Annotated in this window: 28 protein-coding genes; 17 read left to right on the top strand and 11 right to left on the bottom strand. The window is 64.1% G+C overall.

Going from position 1 to position 25643, the window contains the following annotated elements; genetic code table 11:
• Positions 1-4: 4 nt before the first annotated feature.
• Positions 5-676 carry a ceramidase domain-containing protein gene (locus MESOP_RS04975; RefSeq protein WP_013892228.1) on the bottom strand — a complete coding sequence of 224 codons (672 nt, stop codon included), beginning with the start codon at positions 674-676 and terminating at the stop codon, positions 5-7.
• Between the two features lie 178 nt (positions 677-854).
• Between MESOP_RS04975 and MESOP_RS04970 the strand changes: the two genes are divergently transcribed.
• A complete protein-coding gene (locus MESOP_RS04970) occupies positions 855-1637 on the top strand; it encodes a DUF1223 domain-containing protein (RefSeq protein ID WP_013892227.1) in 783 nt (260 codons plus the stop codon).
• A gap of 88 nt (positions 1638-1725) precedes the next feature.
• Here MESOP_RS04970 and MESOP_RS04965 read toward each other — a convergent pair whose 3' ends face one another.
• On the bottom strand, positions 1726-3111 hold the full coding sequence (locus MESOP_RS04965) for an NAD(P)/FAD-dependent oxidoreductase (RefSeq protein ID WP_013892226.1): 1386 nt from the start codon (positions 3109-3111) through the stop codon (positions 1726-1728).
• A gap of 502 nt (positions 3112-3613) precedes the next feature.
• On the opposite strand from MESOP_RS04965, the gene MESOP_RS04960 reads away from it, so the two are divergent.
• Entirely contained in the window at positions 3614-4000 is a 387-nt protein-coding gene (locus MESOP_RS04960; protein ID WP_013892225.1) for a DUF2794 domain-containing protein, read from the top strand.
• A 164-nt stretch (positions 4001-4164) separates the two neighbouring features.
• Here the strand turns inward: MESOP_RS04960 and MESOP_RS04955 are convergent, their stop codons facing one another.
• The 4 genes from MESOP_RS04955 to MESOP_RS04940 all read right to left on the bottom strand — a co-directional run bounded on the left by MESOP_RS04955 (position 4165) and on the right by MESOP_RS04940 (position 9104).
• Positions 4165-4740 (bottom strand): GNAT family N-acetyltransferase, encoded by a 576-nt coding sequence (locus MESOP_RS04955; RefSeq protein WP_013892224.1) that lies wholly within the window; start codon positions 4738-4740, stop codon positions 4165-4167.
• A 118-nt stretch (positions 4741-4858) separates the two neighbouring features.
• Positions 4859-5632 (bottom strand): Bax inhibitor-1/YccA family protein, encoded by a 774-nt coding sequence (locus MESOP_RS04950; protein WP_013892223.1) that lies wholly within the window; start codon positions 5630-5632, stop codon positions 4859-4861.
• 227 nt (positions 5633-5859) lie between these two features.
• Positions 5860-8409, bottom strand: coding sequence for an ABC transporter permease (locus MESOP_RS04945; protein ID WP_013892222.1), 2550 nt, complete (start codon positions 8407-8409; stop codon positions 5860-5862).
• Positions 8409-9104 carry an ABC transporter ATP-binding protein gene (locus tag MESOP_RS04940; protein WP_013892221.1) on the bottom strand — a complete coding sequence of 232 codons (696 nt, stop codon included), beginning with the start codon at positions 9102-9104 and terminating at the stop codon, positions 8409-8411. Before MESOP_RS04940 ends, MESOP_RS04945 begins: the two co-directional genes overlap by 1 nt.
• Positions 9105-9192: 88 nt before the next feature.
• Here MESOP_RS04940 and MESOP_RS04935 point away from each other — a divergent pair, with 88 nt between their 5' ends.
• Together MESOP_RS04935 and thpR are read left to right on the top strand one after the other, a co-directional pair.
• On the top strand, positions 9193-9837 hold the full coding sequence (locus MESOP_RS04935) for an arylesterase (RefSeq protein WP_013892220.1): 645 nt from the start codon (positions 9193-9195) through the stop codon (positions 9835-9837).
• Positions 9838-9967: 130 nt separating this feature from the next.
• Entirely contained in the window at positions 9968-10564 is a 597-nt protein-coding gene (thpR, locus tag MESOP_RS04930) for an RNA 2',3'-cyclic phosphodiesterase (RefSeq protein WP_013892219.1), read from the top strand.
• Here thpR and MESOP_RS04925 read toward each other — a convergent pair.
• Positions 10468-10986, bottom strand: a complete 519-nt coding sequence (locus MESOP_RS04925) for a low molecular weight protein-tyrosine-phosphatase (protein WP_013892218.1) — start codon at positions 10984-10986, stop codon at positions 10468-10470. The genes thpR and MESOP_RS04925 overlap by 97 nt on opposite strands.
• Before the next feature lie 106 nt (positions 10987-11092).
• Here MESOP_RS04925 and MESOP_RS04920 point away from each other — a divergent pair, with 106 nt between their 5' ends.
• From MESOP_RS04920 to MESOP_RS04910, 3 genes are all read left to right on the top strand, one after another.
• Positions 11093-11389 carry a 4a-hydroxytetrahydrobiopterin dehydratase gene (locus MESOP_RS04920; protein ID WP_013892217.1) on the top strand — a complete coding sequence of 99 codons (297 nt, stop codon included), beginning with the start codon at positions 11093-11095 and terminating at the stop codon, positions 11387-11389.
• A 138-nt stretch (positions 11390-11527) separates the two neighbouring features.
• Positions 11528-11890, top strand: coding sequence for a YkvA family protein (locus MESOP_RS04915; protein ID WP_013892216.1), 363 nt, complete (start codon positions 11528-11530; stop codon positions 11888-11890).
• 273 nt (positions 11891-12163) lie between these two features.
• Complete coding sequence (locus tag MESOP_RS04910) at positions 12164-12667, top strand: invasion associated locus B family protein (protein WP_013892215.1); 504 nt, start codon at positions 12164-12166, stop codon at positions 12665-12667.
• 70 nt (positions 12668-12737) lie between these two features.
• On the opposite strand, the gene MESOP_RS04905 is transcribed toward MESOP_RS04910, so the two are convergent.
• On the bottom strand, positions 12738-14090 hold the full coding sequence (locus MESOP_RS04905) for a chloride channel protein (RefSeq protein WP_013892214.1): 1353 nt from the start codon (positions 14088-14090) through the stop codon (positions 12738-12740).
• A 202-nt stretch (positions 14091-14292) separates the two neighbouring features.
• Complete coding sequence (locus MESOP_RS04900) at positions 14293-14592, bottom strand: hypothetical protein (protein WP_013892213.1); 300 nt, start codon at positions 14590-14592, stop codon at positions 14293-14295.
• A gap of 348 nt (positions 14593-14940) precedes the next feature.
• On the opposite strand from MESOP_RS04900, the gene rlmN reads away from it, so the two are divergent.
• Genes rlmN through MESOP_RS04885 form a run of 3 tightly spaced genes read left to right on the top strand, consistent with a single transcriptional unit; the run spans position 14941 to position 17086 of the window.
• Positions 14941-16176, top strand: a complete 1236-nt coding sequence (rlmN, locus tag MESOP_RS04895) for a dual-specificity RNA methyltransferase RlmN (protein WP_041164530.1) — start codon at positions 14941-14943, stop codon at positions 16174-16176.
• Entirely contained in the window at positions 16173-16619 is a 447-nt protein-coding gene (locus tag MESOP_RS04890; RefSeq protein WP_013892211.1) for a hypothetical protein, read from the top strand. The genes rlmN and MESOP_RS04890 overlap by 4 nt, the downstream gene beginning before the upstream one ends.
• A complete protein-coding gene (locus MESOP_RS04885; RefSeq protein WP_013892210.1) occupies positions 16619-17086 on the top strand; it encodes a hypothetical protein in 468 nt (155 codons plus the stop codon). Before MESOP_RS04890 ends, MESOP_RS04885 begins: the two co-directional genes overlap by 1 nt.
• Here MESOP_RS04885 and MESOP_RS04880 read toward each other — a convergent pair.
• A complete protein-coding gene (locus MESOP_RS04880) occupies positions 17058-17699 on the bottom strand; it encodes a LysE family translocator (protein WP_013892209.1) in 642 nt (213 codons plus the stop codon). The genes MESOP_RS04885 and MESOP_RS04880 overlap by 29 nt on opposite strands.
• Before the next feature lie 316 nt (positions 17700-18015).
• Here MESOP_RS04880 and MESOP_RS04875 point away from each other — a divergent pair, with 316 nt between their 5' ends.
• Entirely contained in the window at positions 18016-19239 is a 1224-nt protein-coding gene (locus MESOP_RS04875; protein ID WP_013892207.1) for an argininosuccinate synthase, read from the top strand.
• A 5-nt stretch (positions 19240-19244) separates the two neighbouring features.
• On the top strand, positions 19245-19766 hold the full coding sequence (locus MESOP_RS04870; RefSeq protein WP_013892206.1) for a hypothetical protein: 522 nt from the start codon (positions 19245-19247) through the stop codon (positions 19764-19766).
• A gap of 86 nt (positions 19767-19852) precedes the next feature.
• Here MESOP_RS04870 and MESOP_RS04865 read toward each other — a convergent pair whose 3' ends face one another.
• On the bottom strand, positions 19853-20650 hold the full coding sequence (locus MESOP_RS04865; protein ID WP_013892205.1) for a lytic murein transglycosylase: 798 nt from the start codon (positions 20648-20650) through the stop codon (positions 19853-19855).
• A gap of 298 nt (positions 20651-20948) precedes the next feature.
• Here MESOP_RS04865 and MESOP_RS04860 point away from each other — a divergent pair, with 298 nt between their 5' ends.
• From MESOP_RS04860 to rpsP, 5 genes are all read left to right on the top strand, one after another.
• The gene (locus MESOP_RS04860; RefSeq protein ID WP_013892204.1) at positions 20949-22046 is read left to right on the top strand and encodes a zinc-binding metallopeptidase family protein; all 1098 of its coding nucleotides are present in this window, start codon (positions 20949-20951) and stop codon (positions 22044-22046) included.
• Positions 22047-22109: 63 nt separating this feature from the next.
• On the top strand, positions 22110-22712 hold the full coding sequence (locus MESOP_RS04855) for a DUF1236 domain-containing protein (protein WP_013892203.1): 603 nt from the start codon (positions 22110-22112) through the stop codon (positions 22710-22712).
• 471 nt (positions 22713-23183) lie between these two features.
• The gene (gene ffh / locus MESOP_RS04850; RefSeq protein ID WP_013892201.1) at positions 23184-24791 is read left to right on the top strand and encodes a signal recognition particle protein; all 1608 of its coding nucleotides are present in this window, start codon (positions 23184-23186) and stop codon (positions 24789-24791) included.
• A gap of 8 nt (positions 24792-24799) precedes the next feature.
• Positions 24800-25141, top strand: coding sequence for a chorismate mutase (locus MESOP_RS04845; protein ID WP_013892200.1), 342 nt, complete (start codon positions 24800-24802; stop codon positions 25139-25141).
• 67 nt (positions 25142-25208) lie between these two features.
• Positions 25209-25610, top strand: coding sequence for a 30S ribosomal protein S16 (gene rpsP, locus MESOP_RS04840; RefSeq protein WP_010912392.1), 402 nt, complete (start codon positions 25209-25211; stop codon positions 25608-25610).
• Positions 25611-25643 lie beyond the last annotated feature (33 nt).

Raw genomic sequence — 25643 nt, 5'->3', positions numbered from 1 at the left:
CTGCCTACTGCCCTTGCTTCGGCGCCCCGAACCGCGCCGCCGCCGCCAGCAGCACGCCGAGCATCAGCCCGTTCAGGATGTGCCACAGGAAATGCGTGCCGAGCGGAAAGCTGCCGCAGACCATCGGGTCGATCATGCGGCAGATGACGGACACCACGAAGATCGCCGAACCGGCCAGATTGTACCAGCCTGCGCGGTTGCCGCTCACCGTCACCCAGACGCCGAAGAAGGCGAGCGCCAGGAACGGCGGCAGATAGCCCGTCGTGCCGTTCGATGCCTGCCGCAGCCAGTCCGGCACGGCGAAGGTGATCAGCCCGGCAACCGCGTAGAAGACGACGAAGACAGCGATCGCTTTGCCCCATTCCATGCCGAGGAAACGGCGCAGGTTGAACAGCGTATAGGCCAGGGTAAAGCCTGCGATCGGCAGGATATCGGCCCAGATCGTGCCCCTGGTGGCAAAGGTATGGAAGATCGTCGAGCCGATGCCGATCGCCACCACCCACCAGGCCAGCACTCGCGCGAAGGTGCCGGTTTTGTGCCGCCGCACTTCGAGCACACCCCATAATCCTGCCGCAATGAAGGCGACGTTGGTCAAAGCATTCGTCGGCTCGGCCCAAAGTCCAGAACCGGTCCGCTCGCAATAGAGATCGACAGGGGTCAGGAGAGTTTGCCACATGGTGATGATCCCAGCCCGAATCGAACCGCGTAGTGAAATGCAGTGCCCACTCCTATTGCGACCTTACCTGCGGCTGCAATGGCAAAATTTCACCGCAACGTGACTTCCCGTTGACTTCGGCTTCTGCCACATATTTCAGCAAATCAGAACAAAGCCGGCATCACCGGCGGGAATTGGAATGGTCATGGCCTCGCGAAGATTCCTGTGGCTGGCAGCCTTTGCGCTGGCCTTCTCGGCGTTTGCCGGTGCTGGCCATGCCAGCGAATCCGAGAAAATGCATGCGGAACCCCAGGCCGACAGGCCGCTCGGCGTGGTCGAGCTGTTCACCAGCCAGGGCTGCAGTTCCTGCCCCCCGGCCGATGCCTTCTTCGCCGAACTCGCCACCAAGGACGACATTGTCGCGCTCGCCTATCACGTCGACTATTGGGACTATCTCGGCTGGAAAGACACCCTGAGCCGCAAGGAGAACACCGAGCGGCAATACGACTACATGCGCGCCTTCGGCAGCCGCTCCGTCTATACGCCGCAGGCGGTGCTCAATGGCCGCATCCATGTCAACGGCGCCAATCGCACCGAGGTCGACGGCGCGCTCGCCCGCATGGCCAGGTCCGGCGAAGGCATGCGCGTCGCCATCAAGGTCAGCCGGACCAGCGACCGCGTGATCATCGATGCCGGCGATGCCGGCACCGGCCCCAGCGATGCCCATGTCGTCATCGTCTATTTCGAGCCGCCGCAAACGATCAACATCGCCCAGGGCGAGAACTCCGGCCGCAAGATGACCTATTGGAACGCGGTCACCGGCATCCAGACCGCGGGCATGTGGCACGGCAAGGCGCAGCGCTATGAATTGCCGATAAGTGAGATCGTCAAGAAGGGCGGCTGCGCCGTGCTCTTGCAATCGGCCGGCAAGGACGGCATGCCCGGCCCCATTCTCGGCGCCGCCTTCATCCACAAGCCCTGATTTCGCGAGCAATTCCAGGAAAGTGGAAGGCGGCTTCCCGGGAAAAGCGCGTGGCGCTTTCCCTTGGGAATTGCGTCAAAACAAGAGTCTAGTGCCCGGTCAGCCGGTCGGCGAAGGCCGCGAGGCGGGACGTCCGCCCGAGGCCGTTTGCTTCACGTTGGTCCGCGATGCGATAGAGCTGGTACATGGAGTGGACGCCGAGCCAGCGCAGCGGTTCCGGCTCCCATTTCTTGACCGTGCGGTTGACCCAGGGCAGCCCGGTCAATTCGGTATCGTGGCCGAGCACGAGGTCGCGCAAGGTGCGGCCCGACAGGTTCGAGCTCGAAACGCCGAGCCCGACATAGCCGCCGGCCCAGCCGATGCCGGTCTCCCGATCGAAGCCGCAGGTGGTGCACCAGTCGCGCGGCACGCCGAGTGTACCGCACCAGGCGTGGTCGAGGCGCACGCCCTTGGTCTGCGGCAACAGCCTGGTCAGCATCTCGTGCAACTGGTCGATGGTCGCCTGCTGGGTCTGGCCGCGCACATCCGTGCGCGAGCCGAAACGGTAGGGCACGCCACGGCCGCCCATGGCGATCCGGCCCTCGCGCGTGCGCTGCGCGTAGCAATAGGTGTGCGCGGCATCGCCCAGCACCTCGTAGCCGCTCCAGCCGATCGTGTCCCACAGCTTCTGCGGCAGCGGCTCGGTCACCACGATGGCGCTGTTCAACGGCAGCCAGAGGCGCTTGAGGCCGGGAATCCCGGCCGTGAATCCTTCGGTGGCACGCACGATCTTTTCGGCGCGCACGATGCCGCGATCGGTGGTCACCTTGCCTTTTTCGATCGCCAGAACCTGCGTCTGCTCATAGGTCGGGACGCCTGATCGCGCGACCGCCGCCGCCAGGCCTTGCACCAGCTTGGCCGGTTGCACGCGGGCGACGTTGCGGACGACGAAGCCGCCCAGCACCTTGTCGATGGCGATGCGCTCGCGTGCCTCCCGCGCGTCGAGAAAGGCCAGCCTCTCCGGTGGCATGTCCCAGTGCAGGAGCTCATCGTATTCCGCCCTGGCGCGCTGCAGCTGCGCGGTGTTGGTGGCCACGGTGATGTTGTCGACGCGGCGGATATCGGCATCGATATCCTCGGCCTGCGTCACCGAGATCACTTCGTCGACGGTGCCGAACATGGCGCGCTGCATGTCGATGACAGCGCCCCGCGACGAGGACGCCGCATATTTCTCGCGCGACCAGCTGAACCCGCCCGACAGCCAGCCGCCATTGCGGCCCGAGGCGCCGAAGCCGGCGAACTCCTTCTCGACGATGGCGATGCGCAGCGAGGGCTGCGCCTTCTTCAGGTAGTAGGCCGTCCACAAGCCGGTGTAGCCGGCGCCGACGATGCAGACATCGGCCTCGATGTCGCCGGGCAGCGCAGGGCGATAAGCCGGCACGCCGCCTATATCGGCATACCAGAACGACACGTCGCCATTGTGCTTGGCTTGCATGGGGATGCTCTCGAATGGTTCAGGTGAGCGTGACAGGATTCGAGGCTGCGGTCGCGCCAATCATGACGTGGGTTCGCAAACAAGCTCTCGGTCGAGGGAAAGCCGCCGTCGCGGCGATGCGGGCATGAAAAAACCGACGTCAGCTTGCTTCTGACGTCGGTCATTTAGGTTTTGGGATCGTCGCACCCGGTTTTTCCAAGGAAAAACCGAGGTTGGTTCGATCCGACGCAGACCCGTGGGCGGGGGGCTTGGGGTTTACGAGCCGGTGCCGGACCGAACCGTCTCAGGCAACGCCGGTAAATTCGTCGGACATTGGGGCATGAGCGCGGATAAAAAAAGGCAGAAATGTGGCGAAGCATCACCAATTCCAACATGCGGTTCGCAAATGTGACTGGACGTGACCGAAACGGCGCGTCGCTGGCGCTGCTTCGCCGGCTCTTGCAATTCGATGGCGAAGGGGCCAACTTTGGTTGGCAAAGATTCATTTTCGAAGGATCGAGGCATGACCGATGACAGCGGCGGGATGGGGGATGGGGACGCATCCGCAATATTGATCCCGCTGCACGAGGCGCGACGCGAGCGCCTCGACCAGCCGGTGCGCTTCGAGCGCCGTGAACTCGACCAGATCCTAAGGCTCTACGGACGCATGGTCGCCGCCAATGAATGGCGCGACTACGCCATCGACCATCTCACGGACCGCGCCGTGTTTTCCGTCTTCCGCCGCGCCAGCGAAGTGCCGCTTTTCCAGATCGTCAAGGACCCGAAACTGGCGCGCAAGCAGGGCGCCTTCGCCGTCATCGCCGCCGGCGGCCGCATCCTCAAGCGTGGCCAGGAACTTGGCCGCGTGCTTGGCGTCTTCGACAGCAAGCTGAAGGTTGTAGAGGCCTGAGGCGGGAATTGGGGAATTGGGGAATTGAGGAATTGAGGAATTGAGGAATTGAGGAATTGAGGAATTGAGGAATTGAGGAATTGAGGAATTGAGGAATTGAGGAGAAACAGATTCGGCGACTGATGTAACTGCCACCTTCTTTTGTTCTCCAGTTCCCCAATTCCTCAGTTCCCCCTGCCCTCGCGAAATCTCCGCTCCGGCAGCGAGCCCGGATCCGGCGGGAGCGATGCGCCGCCATTCAGCGGCAGTTGCATGAACACCGTGTCGAGCCAGCGGCCGTGCTTGTAGCCGGAGCCCTCGAGGCGACCCGAATGGCGGAAGCCGAGCCTTTCATGCAGCTTGACCGAGGCGCTGTCGGGACGGCCGTCGCCGATGACCGCGATGATCTGGCGGAAGCCCGCCGCCTCCACCGCCGCGATCAGGCTTTGCATCAGTCTGAGGCCGACACCCTGGCCCTTGGCGTCAGGCGCGACATAGACCGAATCCTCGACGACGAAGCGATAGGCCGGGCGCGGCCGGAAGGCGCCGGCATAGGCATAGCCAAGCACCGCGCCGTCCCTTTCCGCCACCAGATAAGGGAAGCCGCCAGCCGTCAGCGCGTCGAATCGCTTGCCCATTTCGGCGCGGCCGGGCGGCTCCAGTTCGTAGCTCGCCGTGCCGTTCGTCACCGCGTCGGCATAGATTTCGGTGATGGTGTCGAGGTCGGCCGAGGTCGCCGGCCGGATCGCAATATTGCTCATTCTTTACGCAGGCCTTTCATTTGCCTTCGATAACAGCAAAGGCCGGCGCAAAAGAAAAGGGCGGCCGTTGGGCCGCCCTTTCCAAACTCGATGGTCCAGTCAGGCCATGACGCGTGCCTTAGCGGCGGTCGCCCATGAACTGCAGCAGGAACATGAACAGGTTGATGAAGTCGAGATAGAGCCTCAGCGCGCCCATGATGGCCTTGCGGCCGGCGACATCGGAAGCATCACCCTCGAAATACATCTCCTTGATCTTCTGCGTGTCATAGGCGGTGAGGCCGGCGAAAATCAGCACGCCGATCGCCGAAACGGCGAAGGACAGCGCCGACGACTGCAGGAAGATGTTGATCACCATCGCGATGATCAGGCCGAACACGCCCATGATCAGGAACGAGCCCATCGCGGTCAGGTCGCGCTTGGTCGTGTAGCCGTAGAGCGACAGCGCGCCGAAGCCGGCGGCGGTGGCAAAGAAGGTCTGCGCGATGCTTGCCGTGGTGTAGACCAGGAAGATCGACGACAGCGACAGGCCGACGAGGCCGGCATAGACCCAGAACGTCGTCTGCGCCGCCGAAACGCTCATCGATTGGACGCGGAACGACAGGAACATCACCGCGGCCAGCGGGGCTAGAATCACCACCCAGCGCAACGGCGAGCCGAAGATCGCGTAGCCGAAGGAGGTCAGCATTTCACCGCTCGGCAGCGTTGCGACAGCCGAGGCCGGATCGGTGGTGGTGGCCAGCATGATCGTGCCGACAGCGGCAAGGCCGGTGATGAGGAGGCCAAGCCCCATCAGATTGTAGACCTTGACCATGTAGGCGCGCAGGCCCTGATCGATATCGACGCCGGCGCCGGGCACGACGCGCGTCTGATAATTGCGAATGGGTTCAGCCATTGTAGTCCTCTATTGCTTCTGCCCCGTCCGGTGTCAGGTCCACCCGGACCCAGGCGCCGCTGGCGGGGCTCCAGCATGCCTGTGGCGAAATATGATGGTTATTCGCGTCGAGAACAAGACCGTAACCGGATGTAACGGTTCGTGAGAGGCCGAAATGCCGATTCCCGGGCCTTCCGGCCGGCGTCCTTACCAAGATTTAACCTGGAATGGCCGTTCCGGCCCTGAATTTACAGGTTGCGCAGCACCGGTGCCGCCTTGTGGCCGAGCACCCGCCAGGTGCCCGCAAGACCGATACCGACCGTGATCACCAGCGCGAAGACGATGGTTGCGACCGCCACCTCCGGCATGAAATGCGATGGCAGGGTCATGATGCGGGCGACGATGTACCAGGCCGCGATCCCGCCGGCCGCCAGCGCGAAGAGTGCAGTGGCCAGTCCGATCAGCATGTACTCCAGCGAGAATGCCGTTATCAGCGTTCGCCTGGTCGCGCCAAGCGTCTTCAGCACCACCGCGTCATGGATGCGCGCCCGGTTGCCGGCGGCAAGCGCGCCGGCCAGCACCAGCACCGAGGCGATCAGCGCCACGCCGGCCGCGGCGCGGATCGCCGTGCCGAGCTGGCCGACCAGCCGGTTGACGACATCGAGCGCATCCTTGACGCGCACCGTCGTCACCGCCGGAAAGGCGCGGGTGACGGCATTGAGGATGCGCGCATCGTCGGCCGTCGTGGCGCTCTTTTCGGTCAGCGTCGCCATCCACCCATGCGGGGCGCCAGTGAATGTGTTGGGCGAGAACACCATGACGAAATTGATGCCCATAGTCTCCCATTCGACCTGGCGAAAACTGGCGATCCTGGCCGTGACGTTGCGGCCGAGAACATTGACGGTGACGGTGTCGCCGAGCTTCAGCCCGATTTCCTTGCCCTCCTGCGCCGAAAACGAGACCAGCGGCTCGCCGGAATAATTGTCCGGCCACCATTTGCCCTCGGTCAGCGTCGCGTTCTCAGGCTGTTTCGCATCATAGGTCAGGCCGCGATCGCCTTTCAGCACCCAGGCGCCTTCGGCCGGCACCTTGACCTTGTCGACGTCGACGCCGTTCAGCGCCATCACCCGGCCGCGCAACATCGGCACCTTGGCCAGCGTGCCCAGCGGCGCCTCCTTGCCGATCAGGGCGGAGAACGCATCGACATCACTGCCCTGGATGTCGACGAAGAAGAAGTTCGGCGCCCGCTCGGGCAGATTGCCGGATATCTGCCGCCGCAGATTGCCGTCGATCAGCGCCAGCGTCACCAATAGCGTCAGCCCGAGCCCCAGCGACAGCACCACCGAGGGAGTCAAGGCGCCGGGCCGGTGGATGTTGCCGACGGCAAGCCGGAGCGCCACGGAGCGCACACGCGGGCTCTTCCTCGCCGCCCACTGCACCAGCGCGCCGACGAGGCGCAGCACCAGGAAGGCGAAGATCGTGGCCCCGACAAAGATCGAGGCGATGCGCTGGTCGCCCGAGAACAGGATCGCCAACGCCGCCAGGAACAGCGCTATGCCAAGCGCCGAAGCGACGTAGACGAGGCGCGGCTGGCCGCGGCCTTCCAGCCCCATCTCCCGGAACAGCGCGGTCGCCGGCACGTCGCGGGCGCGGCCGAGCGGCAGCAGCGCGAAGGCCAGCGTCACCAGCAGCCCGAACAGCGCGGCCATGCCGAGCGCGCCGGGATAGAAGCCGCCTTGCGCCGGCACCGGAATGACCGACTGCAGGGCAGCGCTTGCCGCGAACGGCATCAGCGCCCCGATGACAAGGCCGAGCACGATGCCAAGGGCCGCGATGATCAGGATCTGCACCAGATAGACGGTAAAGACGAAGCCGCCGGAAGCGCCAAGGCTCTTGAAGGTGGCGATGACGCCGCGCTTGCCGTCGAGATAGGCGCGCACCGCATTGGCAACGCCGACGCCGCCGACCACCAGCGCCGTCAGCCCGACCAGCGTCAGGAACTGCGAAAACCGCTCGATGTTGGCCGACAGCGCCGGGGCGGCATTGCCGCGCGTGCGGATCGACCAGCCGGCCTCGGGAAAATCCTTGGCCGCCTGGTCCTGGATGGCTTTCAGCCGCGCCTCGTCGGCGTCAGCGGGCAGCCGGATCCTGTAGGCGTTCTCGACCAGGCTGCCCGGCTGCACCAGCCCGGTGGCGGCCAGCGCCTCGGCCGAGATCATCAACCGCGGCGCGAAGCCGAAACCATCGGACACCGCATCGGGCTCGGTGACCAGCCTGGCGCGCAGTTCGAAGGTGGCGGTGCCGAGCTTCAGCCGGTCGCCGAGCTTGACATGCAGCCGTTCGAACAAAAGATCGGGCGCGGCCGCACCGAAAACGCCGAATTGCCTGCCGAACAATTCCTGCACCGTCAGCGCCGGCTCGGTTTCCAGCGCGCCGTAGAGAGGGTACGCATCGTCGACGGCCTTGGCCTCGACCAGCGCCTGGTCGGACCCGTCGGCCAGACGCGCCATCGAGCGCATGCTGGCGGTGCGCGAGACCGCACCCAGCGCGTCGAGGAAGCCGCGTTCGGCCGGACTGGCGTCACGCTGGTTGATCTGGAAGCGAAGGTCGCCGCCAAGCAGCGTCTGGCCTTGGCTGGCGACGCCGGCACTGATCGAGCGCGCCACCGAATTGACGCCGCCGATCGCCGCGACGCCAAGCGCGATGCAGGCGAGGAAGATCAGGAAGCCGGAAAGGCCGCCGCGCATTTCGCGCAGCGAGAAGCGGACGGCAAGCTTCAGTGTCCGCGCCATCGGCATCAGGCGATCACCTTGACCGGCCCCGGCGTCTCGATCAGGCCGGAGCGCATCGAGACCTGGCGCGAGCAGCGCGCCGCAAGAGCCGGATCATGGGTGACCAGCACCAGCGTCATGCCGCGTTCGGCCGCCTTGGCGAACAGGAGATCGGCGACCTGCCGCCCCGTCGCCTGGTCGAGATTGCCGGTCGGCTCGTCGGCGATGAGGATGCGCGGTGACGGCGCCAGCGCCCGGGCGATCGCCACGCGCTGCTGTTCGCCGCCCGAAAGTTCGCCGGGATAATGGGTGACGCGGTCGCTGAGGCCAACCGCGGCCAGTTCCCGCTCCGCCACCGAAAACGGATCGGCGTGGCCGGCCAACTCCAGCGGCACCGCGACATTCTCGAGCGCCGTCATGTTGGGGATAAGATGAAAGGATTGGAACACAATGCCAATGTTTCGGCCACGAAACGAAGCAATCTGGTCCTCGCTTTTGCCGTTGAGCAGCTCGCCGGCGATCCGTACCGTGCCCGAATCGATCCGCTCCAGGCCTGCCAGCACCATCAGCAAGGTCGACTTGCCGGAGCCCGACGGGCCGACGATCCCGGTCGCTTCGCCGCGCGTCACCTCGAGGCTGATGCCCTTCAGCACATGGACGGACGAGGCGCCTTCACCGAGCGTCAGGGATACGTCTTTCAACTCGATGACGGCTTCTGTCAAAATGAAAGCGTCCTATATGGGAGGGGAAGGCTCTGCTTGCCGGAAGCCGTCGCCGGAAGAATTCGTTTGCTCATATGGGGCCTGCCGCATGTCTTTCAAACGCCGCATTGCCGCAGGCCTGATCGTTTTCCTCGCCATTTGCGGCGCCATTTCGTCGGCGCGCGCCGAGCCTTTCAAGATCGTCGGCTTCGGTGACAGCCTGATGGCGGGTTTCGGCCTCGGACCCGACGAGGGGTTTACCGACAAATTGCAGGCAGCACTTCGTGCCAAGGGCCATGATGTGGCTGTCGCCAATGCCGGCGTTTCGGGCGACACCACCAGCGGCGGCCTGGCGCGGCTCGACTGGTCGGTGCCCGACGGCACGCAACTGGTCATCCTCGAACTTGGCGCCAACGACATGCTGCGCGGCGTCGCGCCCGACATCACCAGGAAGAACCTCGACGAGATGCTGGCCAAGCTGAAAGGGCGCAAGATCGCCGTGCTGCTGGCCGGCATGCGCGCCGCGCCCAATCTCGGCGCCGAGTATCAGAATGCCTTCGACGCCATTTTCCCGGGCCTGGCGAAGAAATACGACATCGACCTTTATCCATTCTTCCTCGACGGCGTCGCCGGAGAGCCCGGCATGCAGCTCGAGGATGGCTTGCATCCGAGCGTCAAAGGCATCGACCGGATGGTCGAGCGCATCCTGCCGACGGTCGAGAAGGCCATCGCGGCTGCCCCGAAAGCTTCGTGAGGACCGAACCGGAACAACTTCCGCTGCGGAAGCTTAGTTAAGGACCTGCGACCAACAAACCACTTGCTCCATTTGATTATCGATGATTCGCTACGGGTGACAGTTTCGATTCGAGGAAGGGAGGCTTTTCATGCCGCGTCTTTTCACCGCCCTCGAAATTCCGCGTGATGCCGCCCTTTCGCTGTCCCTTTTGAGGGGTGGCCTGCCCGGGGCGCGCTGGATCGATGTCGAAAACTATCATCTGACGCTGCGTTTCATCGGCGATGTCGAGGGCCATGTCGCCGACGAGATCGCCAACGCGCTCGACCGCGTCCACCGCCCGTCCTTTTCGCTGACCCTGACCGGCGTCGGTGCTTTCGGCCAGAAAAAACCGCATGCGGTATGGGCCGGCGTGTCGGCTTCGCCCGATCTGGCGGCACTTCAGGGGGAAATCGATCGCATCTGCCAGCGGCTCGGCATCCCCGCCGACCCGCGCAAGTTCATGCCGCATGTCACTCTTGCAAGGCTGCGCAATTCGAGCCCGCTGGACGTCGCCCAATATCTGTCGGCGCGCGGCAATTTCTCGACCCTGCCGTTCCGCATCGGCCGCTTCGTCTTGATGTCGTCGCGCGATTCGGTCGGCGGCGGACCCTATATCGTCGAGGAAGCGTGGCCGCTGTCGAGCACCGATGCCCGCCCGGCCAGCCGCGTCGCCAGCGCCTCCGACGCCTCGCGGATCATGCGGTAGACCTCGGCGAAAGCGTCCTCACCGTCGTAATAGGGATCCGGCACGTCGCGTGGTTTTCCCTCGGCGAAGTCCAGGAACAGGTGCACCCGGTCGCGCATCACCGCCGGCGCCAGCGCCTTCAGGTCGCGAACATTTGACCGGTCCATGCCCAGGATCAGGTCGAAGCGGTGAAAATCTTGTGGCGTGATCCGGCGTGCCCGCTGTGCGGAAATGTCGATGCCGTGATGCACGGCAATCGCCATCGAGCGCGGATCGGGAGCGGAGCCGATCTCCCAGCCGCTTGTGGCGGCCGAATCGAGCAGGATATCCTGGCCGAGCCCGCGCTCCGCCAAGACCGTGCGAAGCACGCCCTCGGCCAGTGGCGAACGGCAGATATTGCCGAGGCAAACGAACAGAATGGATTTTATCGGCTTCGCGCTCATCGATCCGGAATTTCCTTGCGCATGTCGTTATCCCAAAACCGCAACGCACTTTTGGGCGACATGCATTATGGTGACGACTTCAATCGAGATAGCATGGGAAAAGAACATGGCGAGAGAGAAACTGGACAGGCAAGCCGCCGAAGCAGCGCTGACCGGGCTCGACGGCTGGTCACTGGCCGCAGATGCAGGATCCATCAGCCGCACCTTCACCTTCAAGAATTTCTCCGAGGCCTTCGCCTTCATGACCCGCGTCGCGCTTGCCGCGGAAAAGATGGACCACCACCCCGACTGGTCGAACGTCTACAAGACGGTCGAGGTCACGCTCAACACCCATGATGCCGGCGGCCTGACGGCACTCGACATCGAGTTGGCCAAGAAGATGAACCGCTTTGCCGGCGGCTGAACATTGCCTTTCCATGCCCGCAACCGGGCGCGGATCGCCAAATCGGCACCGGCATCTTGCAGCAGGGTTCGGCTTTCACCACATTTTCGCTCGCGAGGCATGCGCTTGGATACGCATGAGGCCCGCGAGGAGTGATTGATGGCGCAAGAATCCGGTTTTGATTTCTTCGGCTTTGGCGACAAGCTCGCCGGCGAGAGCGAAGTGCGCGAAAAATTCTGGCGCACGGCCAAGAAGGCCGCGCGGCAGATTCCGTTCATGGAAGATGTCGTCGCCGCCTATTACTGCGCCATGGACAAGAACACGCCGATGCGCGCCAAGGGCATATTGGTGGCGGCGCTTGGCTATTTCGTGCTGCCGGTCGACCTCATCCCCGACTTCATCTTCGGGCTCGGCTTCACCGACGACATTGCCGTGCTGACCGCCGCGATCACCGCCGTCAGCGCCCACATCACGCCGGCGCATCGGCAGGCCGCCAGGGATGCCATCGCCGACAAGGGTTGAGCGTCCAGATGCCAGCCAGGCCTCTGGATCCAGGCGTTCGGAGGCCCGGCAAAAAAGTCAAACTCTTGCCGCTTTCGTGGCCTCCAAGTCGCCGAAGGGACGTCGCGCCAGCCGCTGACAAGGCGGCGGCGCGAAAATGGCGGCGGTTTCCTAGGGTGAGTGTCCTTTTCTCAAGGGAAGTTCACCGTTTGGTAACCCAGATTAAATCAAAATGAAGCGACGGCAGGACGCCATGCGGCCCGCCTCCGCACCATTTGGAATACGGGAAAAACGATGCGCGGATTGATTGCACTAGTCTCGGGTCTGGCCTTGGTGGCCTTTGCAGCGCCGGCGCTGGCGCAGCAGGCGACCAAGATCGGCCAGCACAATGCCTGGGGCACCTACAGCTACCAGGCGTCGGGCGGCAAGGTCTGCTATGTGCTGACCGTACCGACCGACAAGCAGCCGCCGACGCTCGATCATGGCGACATGTTCTTCTTCGTCAGCCAGCGCCCCGGTCAGCAGGTCTCCTACGAGCCCCAATTCATCGCCGGCTACAATTTCCAGGAAGGCTCCAAGGCCACCGTCACCATCGACAAGAAATCCTTCTCGATGTTCACGCGCGGCAAGTCGGCCTGGGTCGAGAATGCCGCCGAGGAACCGGTGCTGATCGCCGCCATGAAGACCGGCAGCGACATGAAGGTTTCGGCGAAGTCCGGCCGCGGCAACCCGACCTCCTATGTCTTCTCGTTGAAGGGCATCTCGGCGGCGCTGTCGTCGATCGCCAAGTGCAAATAGGCACGAACCATATTTGAACCGGAGGCCGGGCCGCAAAGCCCGGCCTTTTGCTTTTTTCGGACCCTGCGCCTCAATCCTGCGGGGCCGGCGTGGCTTCCGCCCGCCGCCGCCGGATCGCCTCGGCGATGAAGACGCGCGACAGCGCGTGATAGAGCGGCTCGTGCGAGATCATGCGCGCCGTGCCGTAGCCCAGCATCGAGGCCAGCATCAGCGCGATGACATTGTCGTGATTGCCGGTCATTTCCAGGATGATCACGAAAGCCGTCATCGGCGCCTGCACGACGCCGGCGAAATAACCGGCCATGCCGAGCAGCGCCGCCGCCCCGGTGCTGGCGCCGAGGACGAGGCCGAGCGAACTGCCGATGCCGGCGCCGACCGCCAGCGATGGCGCGAAGATGCCGCCGGGAATGCCCGAGACCATCGACAGCAGCCCGGCCAGGAACTTTTCGGCGAAGAAGAACCAGGGCAGCGGCGTGCCCTCGACGGCGCCCCGCGCCTGCACATAGCCGGTGCCGAAGGTCAGCCCGCCCGAGGCGATGCCGATCGCCGCAACGGCAAGCCCGCAGACGGCGGCCACCAGCAAGGCGCGCTGCAGGGGTTGCCCGGTATGCCCGCGCCGGATCCGCCGCGTTATCTTCAGCGCCAGCAGCGAGAACATCGCGCCGAAGCCGCCGCCGATGACGCCGCAGGCGATCACCAGCGGCCAGTCGGCGGCAAACGCGATCGTCTCCTTCGAGACGCCGAAATAGGTGTAGTTGCCGAGCAGGCCGAGCGAGGCGATGCCGGCCAGGATCACCGCCGTCAGCACCAGCCCGTTGGTGCGCGCCTCATAGGTGCGCCCCATTTCCTCGATGGCGAAGACGATGCCGGCCAGCGGCGTGTTGAAGGCGGCGGCGATGCCGGCCGCCGAGCCGGCCAGGATCAGGCCGCGCGCCTGCGCCATGCCGCCCCAGCGTGCCGCCTGCAGCATCAGCGACGCGCCGACCTGCACGGTCGGCCCCTCGCGGCCGATCGAAGCGCCGCAGAACAGGCCGACGATGGTGAGCGCGATCTTGCCCGCCACCAGCTTGAGCGAGAGGATGTGGCTGCGGTCGTCGTCGTCGCGCAGGTGCCGGGCGGCGATCGCCTGCGGGATGCCGCTGCCTTGCGAGCCGGGGAAGAAGCTGTGGGCCAGCCAGGCGCACAGCACGAAGCCCAGCGGCGTGAGGATGAGCGGCAGATAGAAACGCCAGCCGTCCTCGCTGCCCGTTATCAGATGGAACAGTTCCTGCGCCCTGTCGGCCAGCACCGCGAACAGGACGCTGATCACGCCGATGCCGACGGCGCCGGCCCAAAACACCAGCCGCGGCTGCCAGACGCGCCGCGAGCCCCACATGGCGCGAGAACGCCGCAACAGGGGATATTTTCGCGAAGGGCCGGCCATGTCTGTCCTCGGATGGAGGCTGAGCCCTAGAGCAATTCCAGGAAAAGTGCGACGCGGTTTTTCCGCCCGGAATTGCGTGAATCAAAAAAGATAGAGCGGTTTGCCGTTTCGGTGAAACGGTGAAACGCTCTAGCACAGACATGACGCCGATCAAGCCCGCCGGCGCCTGCGCCGACGGGAGCAGTCGCTACGGATTCAGACCTTACATGGCCATTTTTTCACATTCGGCCTGGGCCTTCTTGGTCGACGTATCGATCATGTAGGCTTTGCCCTTGGCGTCGGTCATCATCATCATGCAATGCTTGATCGGCTTTGCCATCTTCATCATCTCGGCACTCATCTTCGCATCCGGCATCATGGTGCCCATGTGCCCGTCCGGCATGATCGCCGTCACCTCCCCGCCTTTCATCATGGTCATTTTGCCCATCGCGTCTTCGGCAAGTGCCTGCGAGGCGAAAAGGCCGACGAGCCCTGCAAGGACGGCGATCTTGATCGAGTTCATTGTGCATACTCCCATTTGTCGAGGGCATGGTTGCCCCTTTCAGACTTCGAAGCCGGCATGAGAATCGTTACGCCAACACGACAATGTGATCGGTCCCAGCGCACCGGAAGCTGCCGCAAGGCCGGCGTAGCGGGCGTTGTCGTGCGTCAAACCGGGTGGTCCGTGAATTCTCGGTTCAGCCCCATGGGTTCGTCCGTCGACCAGAACCTTCACGATCGAGACACCGCCGGCACGAAGACGTTGTGTGCCATCCGGCATGACTCCGCCCTCAACCTGTGCTATGCGCCGCGCTTCACGTCCGGCACGATGTCTGAACATTGGCCGCAAACCGCTTATATCTGTGAAACCATGACCCTTTCATTCGACCTCACCGCTGAAGGCGCACGTGACGCGTTGCGCGCCCGCGCCTCGTCGGCCGAAAAACCGTCGCTGATCGGCCTGACCCGGGCCGAACTCGGCGAAGCGCTGGTCGCTTCGGGCATCGTGCCGGAACGCCAAGCAAAAATGCGCGCCCAGCAGCTCTGGCACTGGATGTATGTGCGCGGCGTTTCCGACTTCGCCGGCATGTTCAACATCTCCAAGGACCTGCGCGCCGAACTCGACAAGCATTTCACCGTGGCGCGGCCCGAAATCGTCGAGGAGCAGATTTCCGCCGACGGCACCCGCAAATGGCTGTTCCGCTTCCCGCCGCGCGGCGCCGGCCGGCCGGTCGAGATCGAGACCGTCTACATCCCCGAGGAAGGCCGCGGCACGCTCTGCATCTCCTCGCAGGTCGGCTGCACGCTGACCTGCTCGTTCTGCCACACCGGTACGCAGAAGCTTGTCCGCAACCTGACTGCCGAGGAAATCCTGGCGCAATTGCTCACCGCCCGCGACCGGCTCGGCGATTTTCCCGACCGCGATACGCCGGACGGCGCCATCGTGCCGGCCGAGGGCCGCAAAGTGTCCAACATTGTCATGATGGGCATGGGCGAGCCGCTCTACAATTTCGAAGCGGTCAAGAAGGCCCTGCTGATCGCCTCCGACGGCGACGGGCTTTCCTTGTCGAAAAGACGCATCACGCTGTCGACCTCCGGCGTGGTGCCCGAGATCTTCCGCACCGGCGAGGAGATCGGCGTCATGCTGGCGATCTCCCTGCACGCCACCAATGACGATCTGCGCGACCTCCTGGTGCCGATCAACAAGAAGTATCCGCTGAAGGATCTGATCGCCGCCTGCCGCGCCTATCCCGGCCTGTCGAACGCCAGGCGCATCACCTTCGAATATGTGATGCTGAAGGACGTCAACGATTCCATCGAGGACGCCAAGGGCCTGATCAAGCTGCTCAAGGGCATTCCGGCCAAGATCAACCTGATCCCGTTCAATCCATGGCCGGGCACCAATTACCAGTGCTCGGACTGGGAGACGATCGAGAAATTCGCCGACTACATCAACAATGCCGGCTATGCCTCGCCGATCCGCACGCCGCGCGGCCGCGACATCCTTGCCGCCTGCGGCCAACTGAAGTCGGAATCGGAGCGTATGCGCAAGGTCGACCGGCTGGCGCTGGAAGCCATGATGATCGCGGGGCACGGCGAGGCGTGAACCGTCTCGTCGCCGGGCTCAAGCGTTTCGCCACCATAGCAGTCGGTTATGTCGCCGCCGTGCTGACCTCTATCTTGGTGCCCGTCCTGCTGATCACGCTTCTGGAAGGGATCGAATACGGCAACTGGTCCCTGGTTTTCACCTTCGACTGGCTGGGGTCCTTTCCGCTCGCCGTGCTGACCGTGGCCGTCTGCGCGCTGCTGGTCGTCGGTCCTGCCATCGTTCTCGCCGAATGGCGGTCGCTGCAAGGATGGTTCTACTTCGCGGCCACGGGGGCGATCACGTCGATCGCCTTTGGCGTTTTGGTTCCGGGTTCGGCGGGAGGATTTGTTTTCAATCCTGGCTTCCTCGGTTTCCTGGCCACCGCCGGCACCGCTGCCGGTTGGGTCTACTGGCTTCTGGCTGGGCGTGGGTCCGGTCAGCTCAAGCAACGGGATCCGTGATGGGCCGCTTGGTCACCTACATCGTGCGCCTTGCCGTCATCCTGTTCGGCTATGCCGTCGCCTCGCTGGCGGTAAGTGCATTCGTGCATGTCCTTTTCCTGGCGCGTGAGGGCTACAACCCGGCTTTGCCCGGACCGATGACCGCCGCCCCGCTCGTTTTGTCGGTGCTGTTCGTGGCGTTGTTCGCCGCTCGTCTCGTCTTTGTGCCGGCGGCGCTCGTCATTTTGATCGGCGAAGTGCTCGGCCGGCGCGACTGGCTGTTCTACGCGCTCGGCGGCGCCGTCATCACTTTCGTGTCACTGGCCTTCATGCCGGACGCCGCTTATGTCGAGACCAGTGCCAGATTGGAGATTACCGGCAGCGGCATGGTCGGCGGCATCTTCTACTGGCTCGCCGCCGGGCGCTGGGCCGGAAGCTGGTGGAAGAACGACAGGCCGGCTACTTCGCCTGGGCCGTCAGGATCTTGAGCGCGAAGGCCGAAAACACGCCGGCAAAGAGATAGTCGACCACCCGCGTGACGCGCGGGCTGGCTTTCATGGCCGCCGAGAACTTTTCCGCCGCCAGCACCATCGGCGCCGTCACCGGGATCGACAGCACGATGAACATGAGCCCAAGGAAAAACAGTTTTCCGGGCGCGTTCGGGTCGTGCGCGGAGACGAATTGCGGCAGGAAGGTCATGAAGAACAGGATGATCTTCGGGTTGAGCAGGTTGACGCCGAGCCCCGCCGCCCAGCTGCGCAACAGCGAGATCCGCGGGCCCGTCTTCTTTTCCGGCGAGAAGGCCGAGCCCTTGGCGATCGCCTGCCAGGCCAGGAAGACGAGATAGCCGGCGCCAAAGATCTTCAGCCCGAAGAAAGCCATCGGCGAGGCGACGATCAGCGCCGAGATGCCGACCACCACCAGCGTGGTGTGGATCAGCGTGCCGCACAGCGCGCCGGCCATCGAGGCAAAGCCGGTGGCCCGCCCCTGACTCAGCGTGCGCGAGACGAACAGGGTCATGTCGGGTCCAGGCGTGATCGCCAGGATCACGGTGGCGATGGCGAACTGGATCAGCGTGGTGGTGTCTGGAATGAACGACATGGAAGGCCCCGGGAAGACCTGGAGCCTATACAAGGCGCGTCGCGCCGGCGCCAGATGCCTAGTTAGTGCATCTCCGGCGGGCACCCTCGAGCGGCAAGGGCCTTTTTCTTTTAGGTGGCCGGACGCTTCGGAGCTTCCTCACGTGCATCGATCAGGCTGACGATCCATTCCACATCGCGAAGAGTTTCAGAGACGCCAGCCGCCATGCGCTGGATCAGTAGTCTGGCGCCGCGCATGCTTGCTCGCTTTGCCGTTCCTGCTAAAAGGCGCTCCGACAATGCGTGACGCCCAAGTGTCCGCCATCGACGGAGCAGAAATGTCCAAAACCAAAGACGTCAACAAGGTCGTGCTCGCCTATTCCGGCGGCCTCGACACATCCATCATCCTGAAATGGCTGCAGACCGAGCTCGGCGCGGAGGTCGTCACCTTCACCGCCGATCTCGGCCAGGGCGGCGAACTGGAGCCGGCGCGCAAGAAAGCCGAGATGATGGGCATCAAGGACATCCGCGTCGTCGACGTGCGCGAGGAATTCGTGTCCGACTTCGTCTTCCCGATGTTCCGCGCCAACACCGTCTATGAAGGCACCTACCTGCTCGGCACCTCGATCGCGCGTCCGCTGATCTCCAAGCACCTCGTCGAGATCGCCAGGGAGACCGGCGCCGATGCGATCGCGCATGGCGCCACCGGCAAGGGCAACGACCAGGTTCGCTTCGAGCTTTCGGCTTACGCGCTGAACCCCGACATCAAGGTCATCGCGCCGTGGCGCGACTGGTCGTTCAAGTCGCGCACCGACCTGATGAACTTTGCCGAACAGCACCAGATCCCCGTGCCGAAGGACAAGAAGGGCGAGGCGCCGTTCTCGGTCGACGCCAACCTGCTGCACTCCTCTTCCGAGGGCAAGGTTCTGGAAGACCCATGGAGCGAGCCGCCGGAATTCGTCCACCAGCGCACCGTTTCGCCGATGGATGCGCCCGACAAGGTCACCGAGATCGAGATCGAGTTCCTGAAGGGCGACCCGATCGCGCTCAACGGCAAGAAGCTGTCGCCGGCAACCATGCTGGCGGCGCTCAACGATCTCGGCCGCGACAACGGCATCGGCCGGCTCGACCTGGTAGAGAACCGCTTCGTCGGCATGAAGTCGCGCGGGGTCTATGAGACGCCCGGCGGCGCCATCCTAATCGTCGCGCATCGCGCCATCGAATCGATCACGCTCGACCGGGGTGCTGCCCACCTCAAGGACGAGTTCATGCCGCGCTACGCCGAACTCATCTACAACGGCTTCTGGTTCGCGCCCGAGCGCCTGATGCTGCAGGCGATGATCGACAAGAGCCAGGAAGACGTCGAAGGCACGGTGCGGCTGAAGCTCTACAAGGGCAACGTCATGGTCACCGGCCGCAAGTCCAGGAAGACGCTCTATTCCGACGCGCTGGTCACCTTCGAGGACGACCGCGGCGCCTACGACCAGAAGGACGCCGCCGGCTTCATCCGCCTCAATGCGCTGAGGCTGCGCACGCTGGCAGCGCGCAACCGCAATAAGTAAGTCGGATGGGCAGCCTCGGAAGATGCCTGGCGTCGCTGGTTTTTCTCGCGACGCCGGCGATGGCCGAGGATTTCGATCCAGCCTCGCTCGACCTCGCCACGCTGATAGAATGCAGGGTGGACGTCCCGACCTACAATGGTTTTGCCCTTTGGTTGGCCGGCGAACCCGGCGCGGTGGATAGGCTTGGCTGGAAGGAGGTTCCGTCAGGCAATCCCTTCCTGCGGCAGTACCAGCTCCCCGCCCCGGTGCATGTCTTCGGGCGCGAGACGACGACGATCGTCTTTACCGCGACAGGGCCGATGGCGGTGCTTGACGGCATCGTCGCCCCCGACCTCGCCCGCCAACTCAGTATCCCGGCGACGGTCTCGACACCGGACAAATTCCTTGGCGAGAAGGTCGTGGCCGAAAGCACCGAGGACACCGGCGGCGTGAGCCTTGCCACGCGCATCACGCTCAACGTCTCGACCGTCGAGTCCCATCCCGGCAAGACACTGGCCGGCTGCTCCTATGCGCTTGATGTGAAGTAGCCACCCAGACGCTGAAGCCGTGTTTGCCGCTCCCGTCATCAAAAAGCCCGGCGCGTGGCCGGGCTCTTGTCGAATAGAGATTTCTATCAGTCGGCGTCGATCGCCGTGGCGATTTGGGCGATGGCCTGTTGATAGACGCTCGCGGAATTCCAGCCGGCAATCGCGCCCATATTCGCGTTTGCGCTCGCGCCGGCGCGCCAGCCGTGGCCTTTGAGGAAGTTGGCGGTGGAAGCGAGCGCCGTCGCCTTGTCGCGCAGGTTTCCGCTGCCGACCGCATACTTCAGGACATTTCCGGGCAGGAACTGCGTGTGGCCGACCTCGCCATGCATGGCGCCGACCGACGAGGCGCTCAGCGCTCCGCGATCGACCAGCTTCAAGGCCGCAATGGCATGCGGGTGGAAATAGTCCGGGCGGCGGCAATCATAGGCCAGCGTCAAAATGGCGGAGACCGTGTTCTGGTTGCCCATGGAGGCACCGAAGCCGGTTTCCATACCCCAGATGGCGAGCAATACGCCCGGCGAGACGCCGTAGTTCCGTTCGATCTGGTTGAACAGCGCGGCGTTCGACTTCTTCAGCGCACGACCCTTGGAAATGATCGCGGACCCGCCACGGCGCTTCATGAAGGCTTCCACCGAGCCGCTGAAAGCCTTGTGGATTGCACGGTCGGCGGAGATCGTCCTTGTTGCGTAAGTGGCGCCGGCCAGGGCGGCCAGACCCCTCGAGCCGACACCTTCGGCCTTGGCGTCCGCGGCAAAATCCTGTTTCCAGGCCTCGAACCCGGCACCGGTCTTGCCGCAGCTGGGCCCTGCCTGCACGCCCGTTGCCAGCGCAAGTACCGCCACTACAGTGGCCGCTAAAATCCTACCCTTGGCAAGAAATGCCATGTTGTTCTCCTGGTTGCCTGATTCACGTCCCGCGCGAATTTGCCAGCGAAACGCGCTCTTGTCACTGTCTCAGACGCGCTCTTTGTCGCGTCTCGGACGTGCTCTTGTCACTGTCTCTACCGCAATGCTGGCGAATGCCGTGAAATCTGCCTACGATCAAGTGATTATTGTGGCGGGTGCGGCCGAAACCTCGCCGATCCTTCCACCATGTTGCTGAATGGTGTCACGGTCGGGAACGACGCCTGATGATCGGCGTTTGAACGACGTCCTTCCCCCAGATTTGACGGTTGAGACCGACATGAAACTCTTCGACTGCCCGCATTGCGGCCACCGTCTCTACTTCGAGAACGCCCAGTGCCTGAATTGCGGAAGTCTCGTGCTCTATGATCCCGGCCATTCCCGCTTTGCCCTGTCGGGCGCCGACGGCGCCTTCCAGTGCACCAACGCCGACGAGTGCGCCTGCAACTGGATGACCGAACCCGGACAGGCTTTTTGCCGTGCCTGCGTGCTGAACCAGCTGATCCCCGATCTTTCGGTCGGCGGCAATCGCCGCCGCTGGATCCGGGTCGAGGCGGCCAAGAAGCGCGCCATCTATTCGCTGCTCGCCTTCGGCCTGCCGGTCGCGCCCAAGCAGGCCCCCACCGACGAGATCGGCCTCGCCTTCGACTTCCTCGCCGATCCGATCGGCGGCGGCCCGGGCGGCGAACGCATCCTCACCGGCCACGACAATGGCCTGATCACGCTCAATGTCGCGGAAGCCGATTCCGCCGAGCGCGAGAAGCGCCGCGTCGAGATGGGTGAGAATTATCGCACGCTGCTCGGCCATTTCCGCCATGAGCTCGGCCATTATTACTGGGACCGCCTGATCCGTGACGATCCGCAAAGGCTGGAAGCCTTCCGCGCCCTGTTCGGCGATGAACGCGCCGACTACGAACAGGCGCTGAAGACCTACTATGCCAACGGCGCGCCTCCCGACTGGCAACAAGACCACATCTCGGCCTACGCCACCTCGCATCCGTGGGAGGACTGGGCCGAAACCTGGGCCCACCATCTGCACATCACCGACACGCTGGAGATGGTTCATGCGCTGAACTTCCCGCTCGGCCGGCTGGAGACGGTGGAGGCCAACGACCTGCCGCAAGGCGACACCGGCGGCGGACTGCAGGCAGCACCTTCGGAACCCGCAAACACGCCCGAGCCCTTCGACAAGATCCTTGCCCGCTGGCTGGTGCTGTCGGAAGCCTCCAATTCGATCAACCGCTGCATGGGCCTGCCCGATCTCTACCCCTTCGTCATTTCGGACGCCACGGCGCGGAAACTGGCCCTGGTTCACGACCTTTTGACCGGCTTGCCGAAAGAACCGGGAACAAATCGTGAGTTGGCGCAAGCGCTTTAGCCGGAACGCATGCGCCGCTGCCCCGTTTTCACCGCCGAGGGACCATGAAAACGGAGAGAAACCATGAAATCCGTATTGTTTCCCGCAGTCGCCGGTATGCTGACCGTGATGTCGGGTTCAGCGCTTGCCGATACCGCCGTCTCGGCGGTCACCGATCTCAACGTTCGCGCCGGCCCCGGCCCGCAATATCCGGTCATCGGCGTGCTCGCCGCCGGCCAGTCGGCAACGCTCAATGGCTGCATCGAGAACAGCAAATGGTGCACCATCGCCGAAGCCGGCGGCCAGGGCTGGGTCTATTCCGACTATGTCACGGCCGATTTCGGCGGCAGCCGGGTGGTGCTGACGCAGCGCCCGCACGGCTCCAGCGTCGCCGTCGTCTCGCCGCCGGAAGACATCGGCGACTACTCGACCGATTATACCGGAGCGATCGTCGCCGGCGAGCCGGTCGATGCCATCCCGCGACCACCAGCCGAAGTCAGGACCTATGTCAGTACGCACCGTCTCGACCCCGTCTATCTCGAAGGCGAGGTGGTGACCGGCGCAACGCTGCCCGACACCGTCGAACTGCGCGAAATCCCGGACTATAACTACCGCTATGTCTATGTGAACGGCCAGCCGACGCTGGTCGATCCGCAGACGCGGCGCATCATGTACGTGGTGCGCTGATAAAGACCAGCGGTCGCCGAAGCGGCCGCTGCGACTGCTCCCTTCTCCCCGCCTCTATACGGGGAGAAGGTGTCGGCAGGCGGATGAGGGGCAGCGCGGACCTGACGCAATTGTAGCCCTTGTCTTGACTCTTCGGCCGATTTCCTGTCTACACGCCTCGAATTCCGCGACGAGTATTCCTCCGAGCAAGCCGACCAGGACGCCGAAGCCTCTTTGAGGCCAAGTGCTGTAAACCGATCCTGGAGGCCAACATCCGGCAGCGCTGAGCGCCCCCGGGTGCTTTTTGGTTTTGGGCTTTGCTTTTGCTTGGACAGTTGGCGCGAACGCATTACCTCTCGGATCGAACCCGAACCGAGATTGAAGGACGATCGATGTTTGAATCGCTACAGGAGCGCACAAGAGGCGTGGAGGGCCATCGGCCCGACAGGGATTGCTATGAATCCAAGGCGCTCTCGCGCGGCGAGTTGACCAATGTTTGAGTCCCTGCAGGAGCGTCTTGGCTCCATCCTGAACGGCCTGACCGGCCGCGGCGCGCTGTCGGAGGCTGATGTCTCGGCGGCGCTGCGCGAGGTGCGCCGTGCGCTGCTCGAGGCCGACGTGGCGCTCGAAGTGGTGCGCGCCTTCACCGACAAGGTGCGCGATAAGGCCGTCGGCGCCGCCGTGCTGAAGTCGATCAAGCCCGGCCAAATGGTCGTCAAGATCGTCCATGACGAGCTGGTCGACATGCTGGGCGCCGAAGGCGTGGCCATCGACCTCAATGCGCCGGCGCCCGTCGTCGTCATGATGGTCGGCCTGCAGGGCTCCGGCAAGACGACCACTTCGGCCAAGATCGCCAAGCGCCTGACCGAGCGCCAGAACAAGAAAGTCCTGATGGCCTCGCTCGACACGCGGCGGCCCGCCGCGCAAGAGCAGCTGCGCCAGCTCGGCGAGCAGGTCAAGGTGGCGACGCTGCCGGTCATTGCCGGCCAGAACCCGGTCGACATCGCCAAGCGCGCCGTCCAGGCGGCCAAGCTCGGCGGCCATGACGTCGTCATCCTCGACACTGCCGGCCGCACCCATATCGACGAGCCGTTGATGGTCGAGATGGCCGACATCAAGAAGGTGTCGAGCCCGCACGAGATTCTGCTGGTCGCGGATTCGCTGACCGGCCAGGACGCCGTCAACCTGGCGAAAAGCTTCGACGAACGCGTCGGCATCACCGGCCTTGTGCTGACCCGCATGGACGGCGACGGCCGCGGCGGCGCCGCACTTTCGATGCGCGCCGTCACCGGCAAGCCGATCAAGCTGATCGGCACCGGCGAAAAGATGGACGGGCTGGAGGAATTCCACCCCAAGCGCATCGCCGACCGTATCCTCGGCATGGGCGACATCGTCAGCCTGGTCGAGAAGGCCGCCGAGAACATCGACGCCGAGCAGGCGGCGGCGATGGCCAAGAAGATGCAGTCGGGCAAGTTCGACCTGAACGACCTCGCCCAGCAGCTTCAGCAGATGTCGAAGATGGGTGGCATGGGCGGCATCATGGGCATGATGCCGGGCATGGGCAAGATGAAGGACCAGATGGCCGCCGCCGGTCTCGACGACAAGATGTTCGGCCGCCAGCTCGCCATCATCTCCTCGATGACCAAGGCCGAGCGCGCCAATCCCGATATGCTCAAGCACTCGCGCAAGAAGCGCATCGCCGCCGGCTCCGGCACCGACGCGGCCGAGATCAACAAGCTCCTGAAGATGCATCGCGGCATGGCCGACATGATGAAGGCGATGGGCGGCAAGGGCAAAGGCGGCGGCCTGATGCGCGGCATGATGGGCGGCCTTGCCTCCAAGATGGGCCTCGGCAGCATGATGCCTGGTGGCATGGGAGGTATGGGCGGGATGCCTGACCTGTCCAAGATGGATCCCAAGCAGCTCGAAGCCTTGCAGAAGCAGGCGCAGGCCGCGGGCCTTGGCGGTATGAAGGGTCTTCCTGGCGGTAGTGGCCTGCCCGGCCTGCCCGGCCTGCCCGGCCTGCCCGGCGGCACGAAACTTCCGGGGCTTCCCGGCCTGGGTGGCGGCGGACTGCCCGGCCTTGGCAAGAAGAAGTGAGAATACGGATGAACGAAGACAAGGACATGGCCGACGCACGCACCATCCTGGCCGGCTACCGCGCCTCGATCGACAACATCGATGCCGCCCTCATCCACATGCTGGCCGAGCGCTTCCGCTGCACCAAGGCGGTCGGCGTGCTGAAGGCCGAGCATGGCTTGCCGCCGGCCGACCCGGCGCGCGAGCAGCAGCAGATAGCCCGTCTTCGCCAGCTGGCGCATGACGCACATCTCGACCCCGATTTCGCGGAGAAATTCCTCAACTTCGTCGTCCGCGAAGTGATCCGACACCACGAACAGATCGCCGCTTCGAGCAGCGGCGGGACAAAAAATCCGCTGCCAACGGCGTGACGAAACCGGCTGAGAAATCTCAGTCGAAATCCAATCAAACGAAATCAGAGCTTTTAGGAGAAAAGAAATGGCACTGAAGATCAGACTGGCCCGTGCGGGTTCGAAGAAGCGTCCTTACTACCACGTTGTCGTCGCCGACGCCCGTTCGCCGCGCGACGGCCGGTTCATCGAGTCGCTCGGCTCGTGGAACCCGCTGCTGCCCAAGGACGGCGAGCGCGTCAAGGTCGACGCCGACCGTGTCAAGCATTGGCTGTCGCATGGCGCCCAGCCGACGGACCGCGTGCTGCGCTTCCTCGACGAGGCCGGCCTTGCCAAGCGCGACGCCCGCTCCAACCCGAAGAAGGCCGAGCCGGGCAAGAAGGCGCAGGAGCGCGCCGCCCTGCTGAAGAAGGCGCAGGAAGACGCCGCGGCCGCCGTTGCGGCTGCTGCCGCCGCTCCGGCCGAGGCGGAAGCCGCCACCGCCGAGTAAAATATTGCTTCATCGCATCGACGAAACGGCGGG

Source organism: Mesorhizobium opportunistum WSM2075 (assembly GCF_000176035.2).
Classification (GTDB): domain Bacteria; phylum Pseudomonadota; class Alphaproteobacteria; order Rhizobiales; family Rhizobiaceae; genus Mesorhizobium; species Mesorhizobium opportunistum.
The sequence above is the reverse complement of the archived record's forward strand: the minus strand, read 5'-3'. Positions and strand labels throughout refer to the sequence as shown.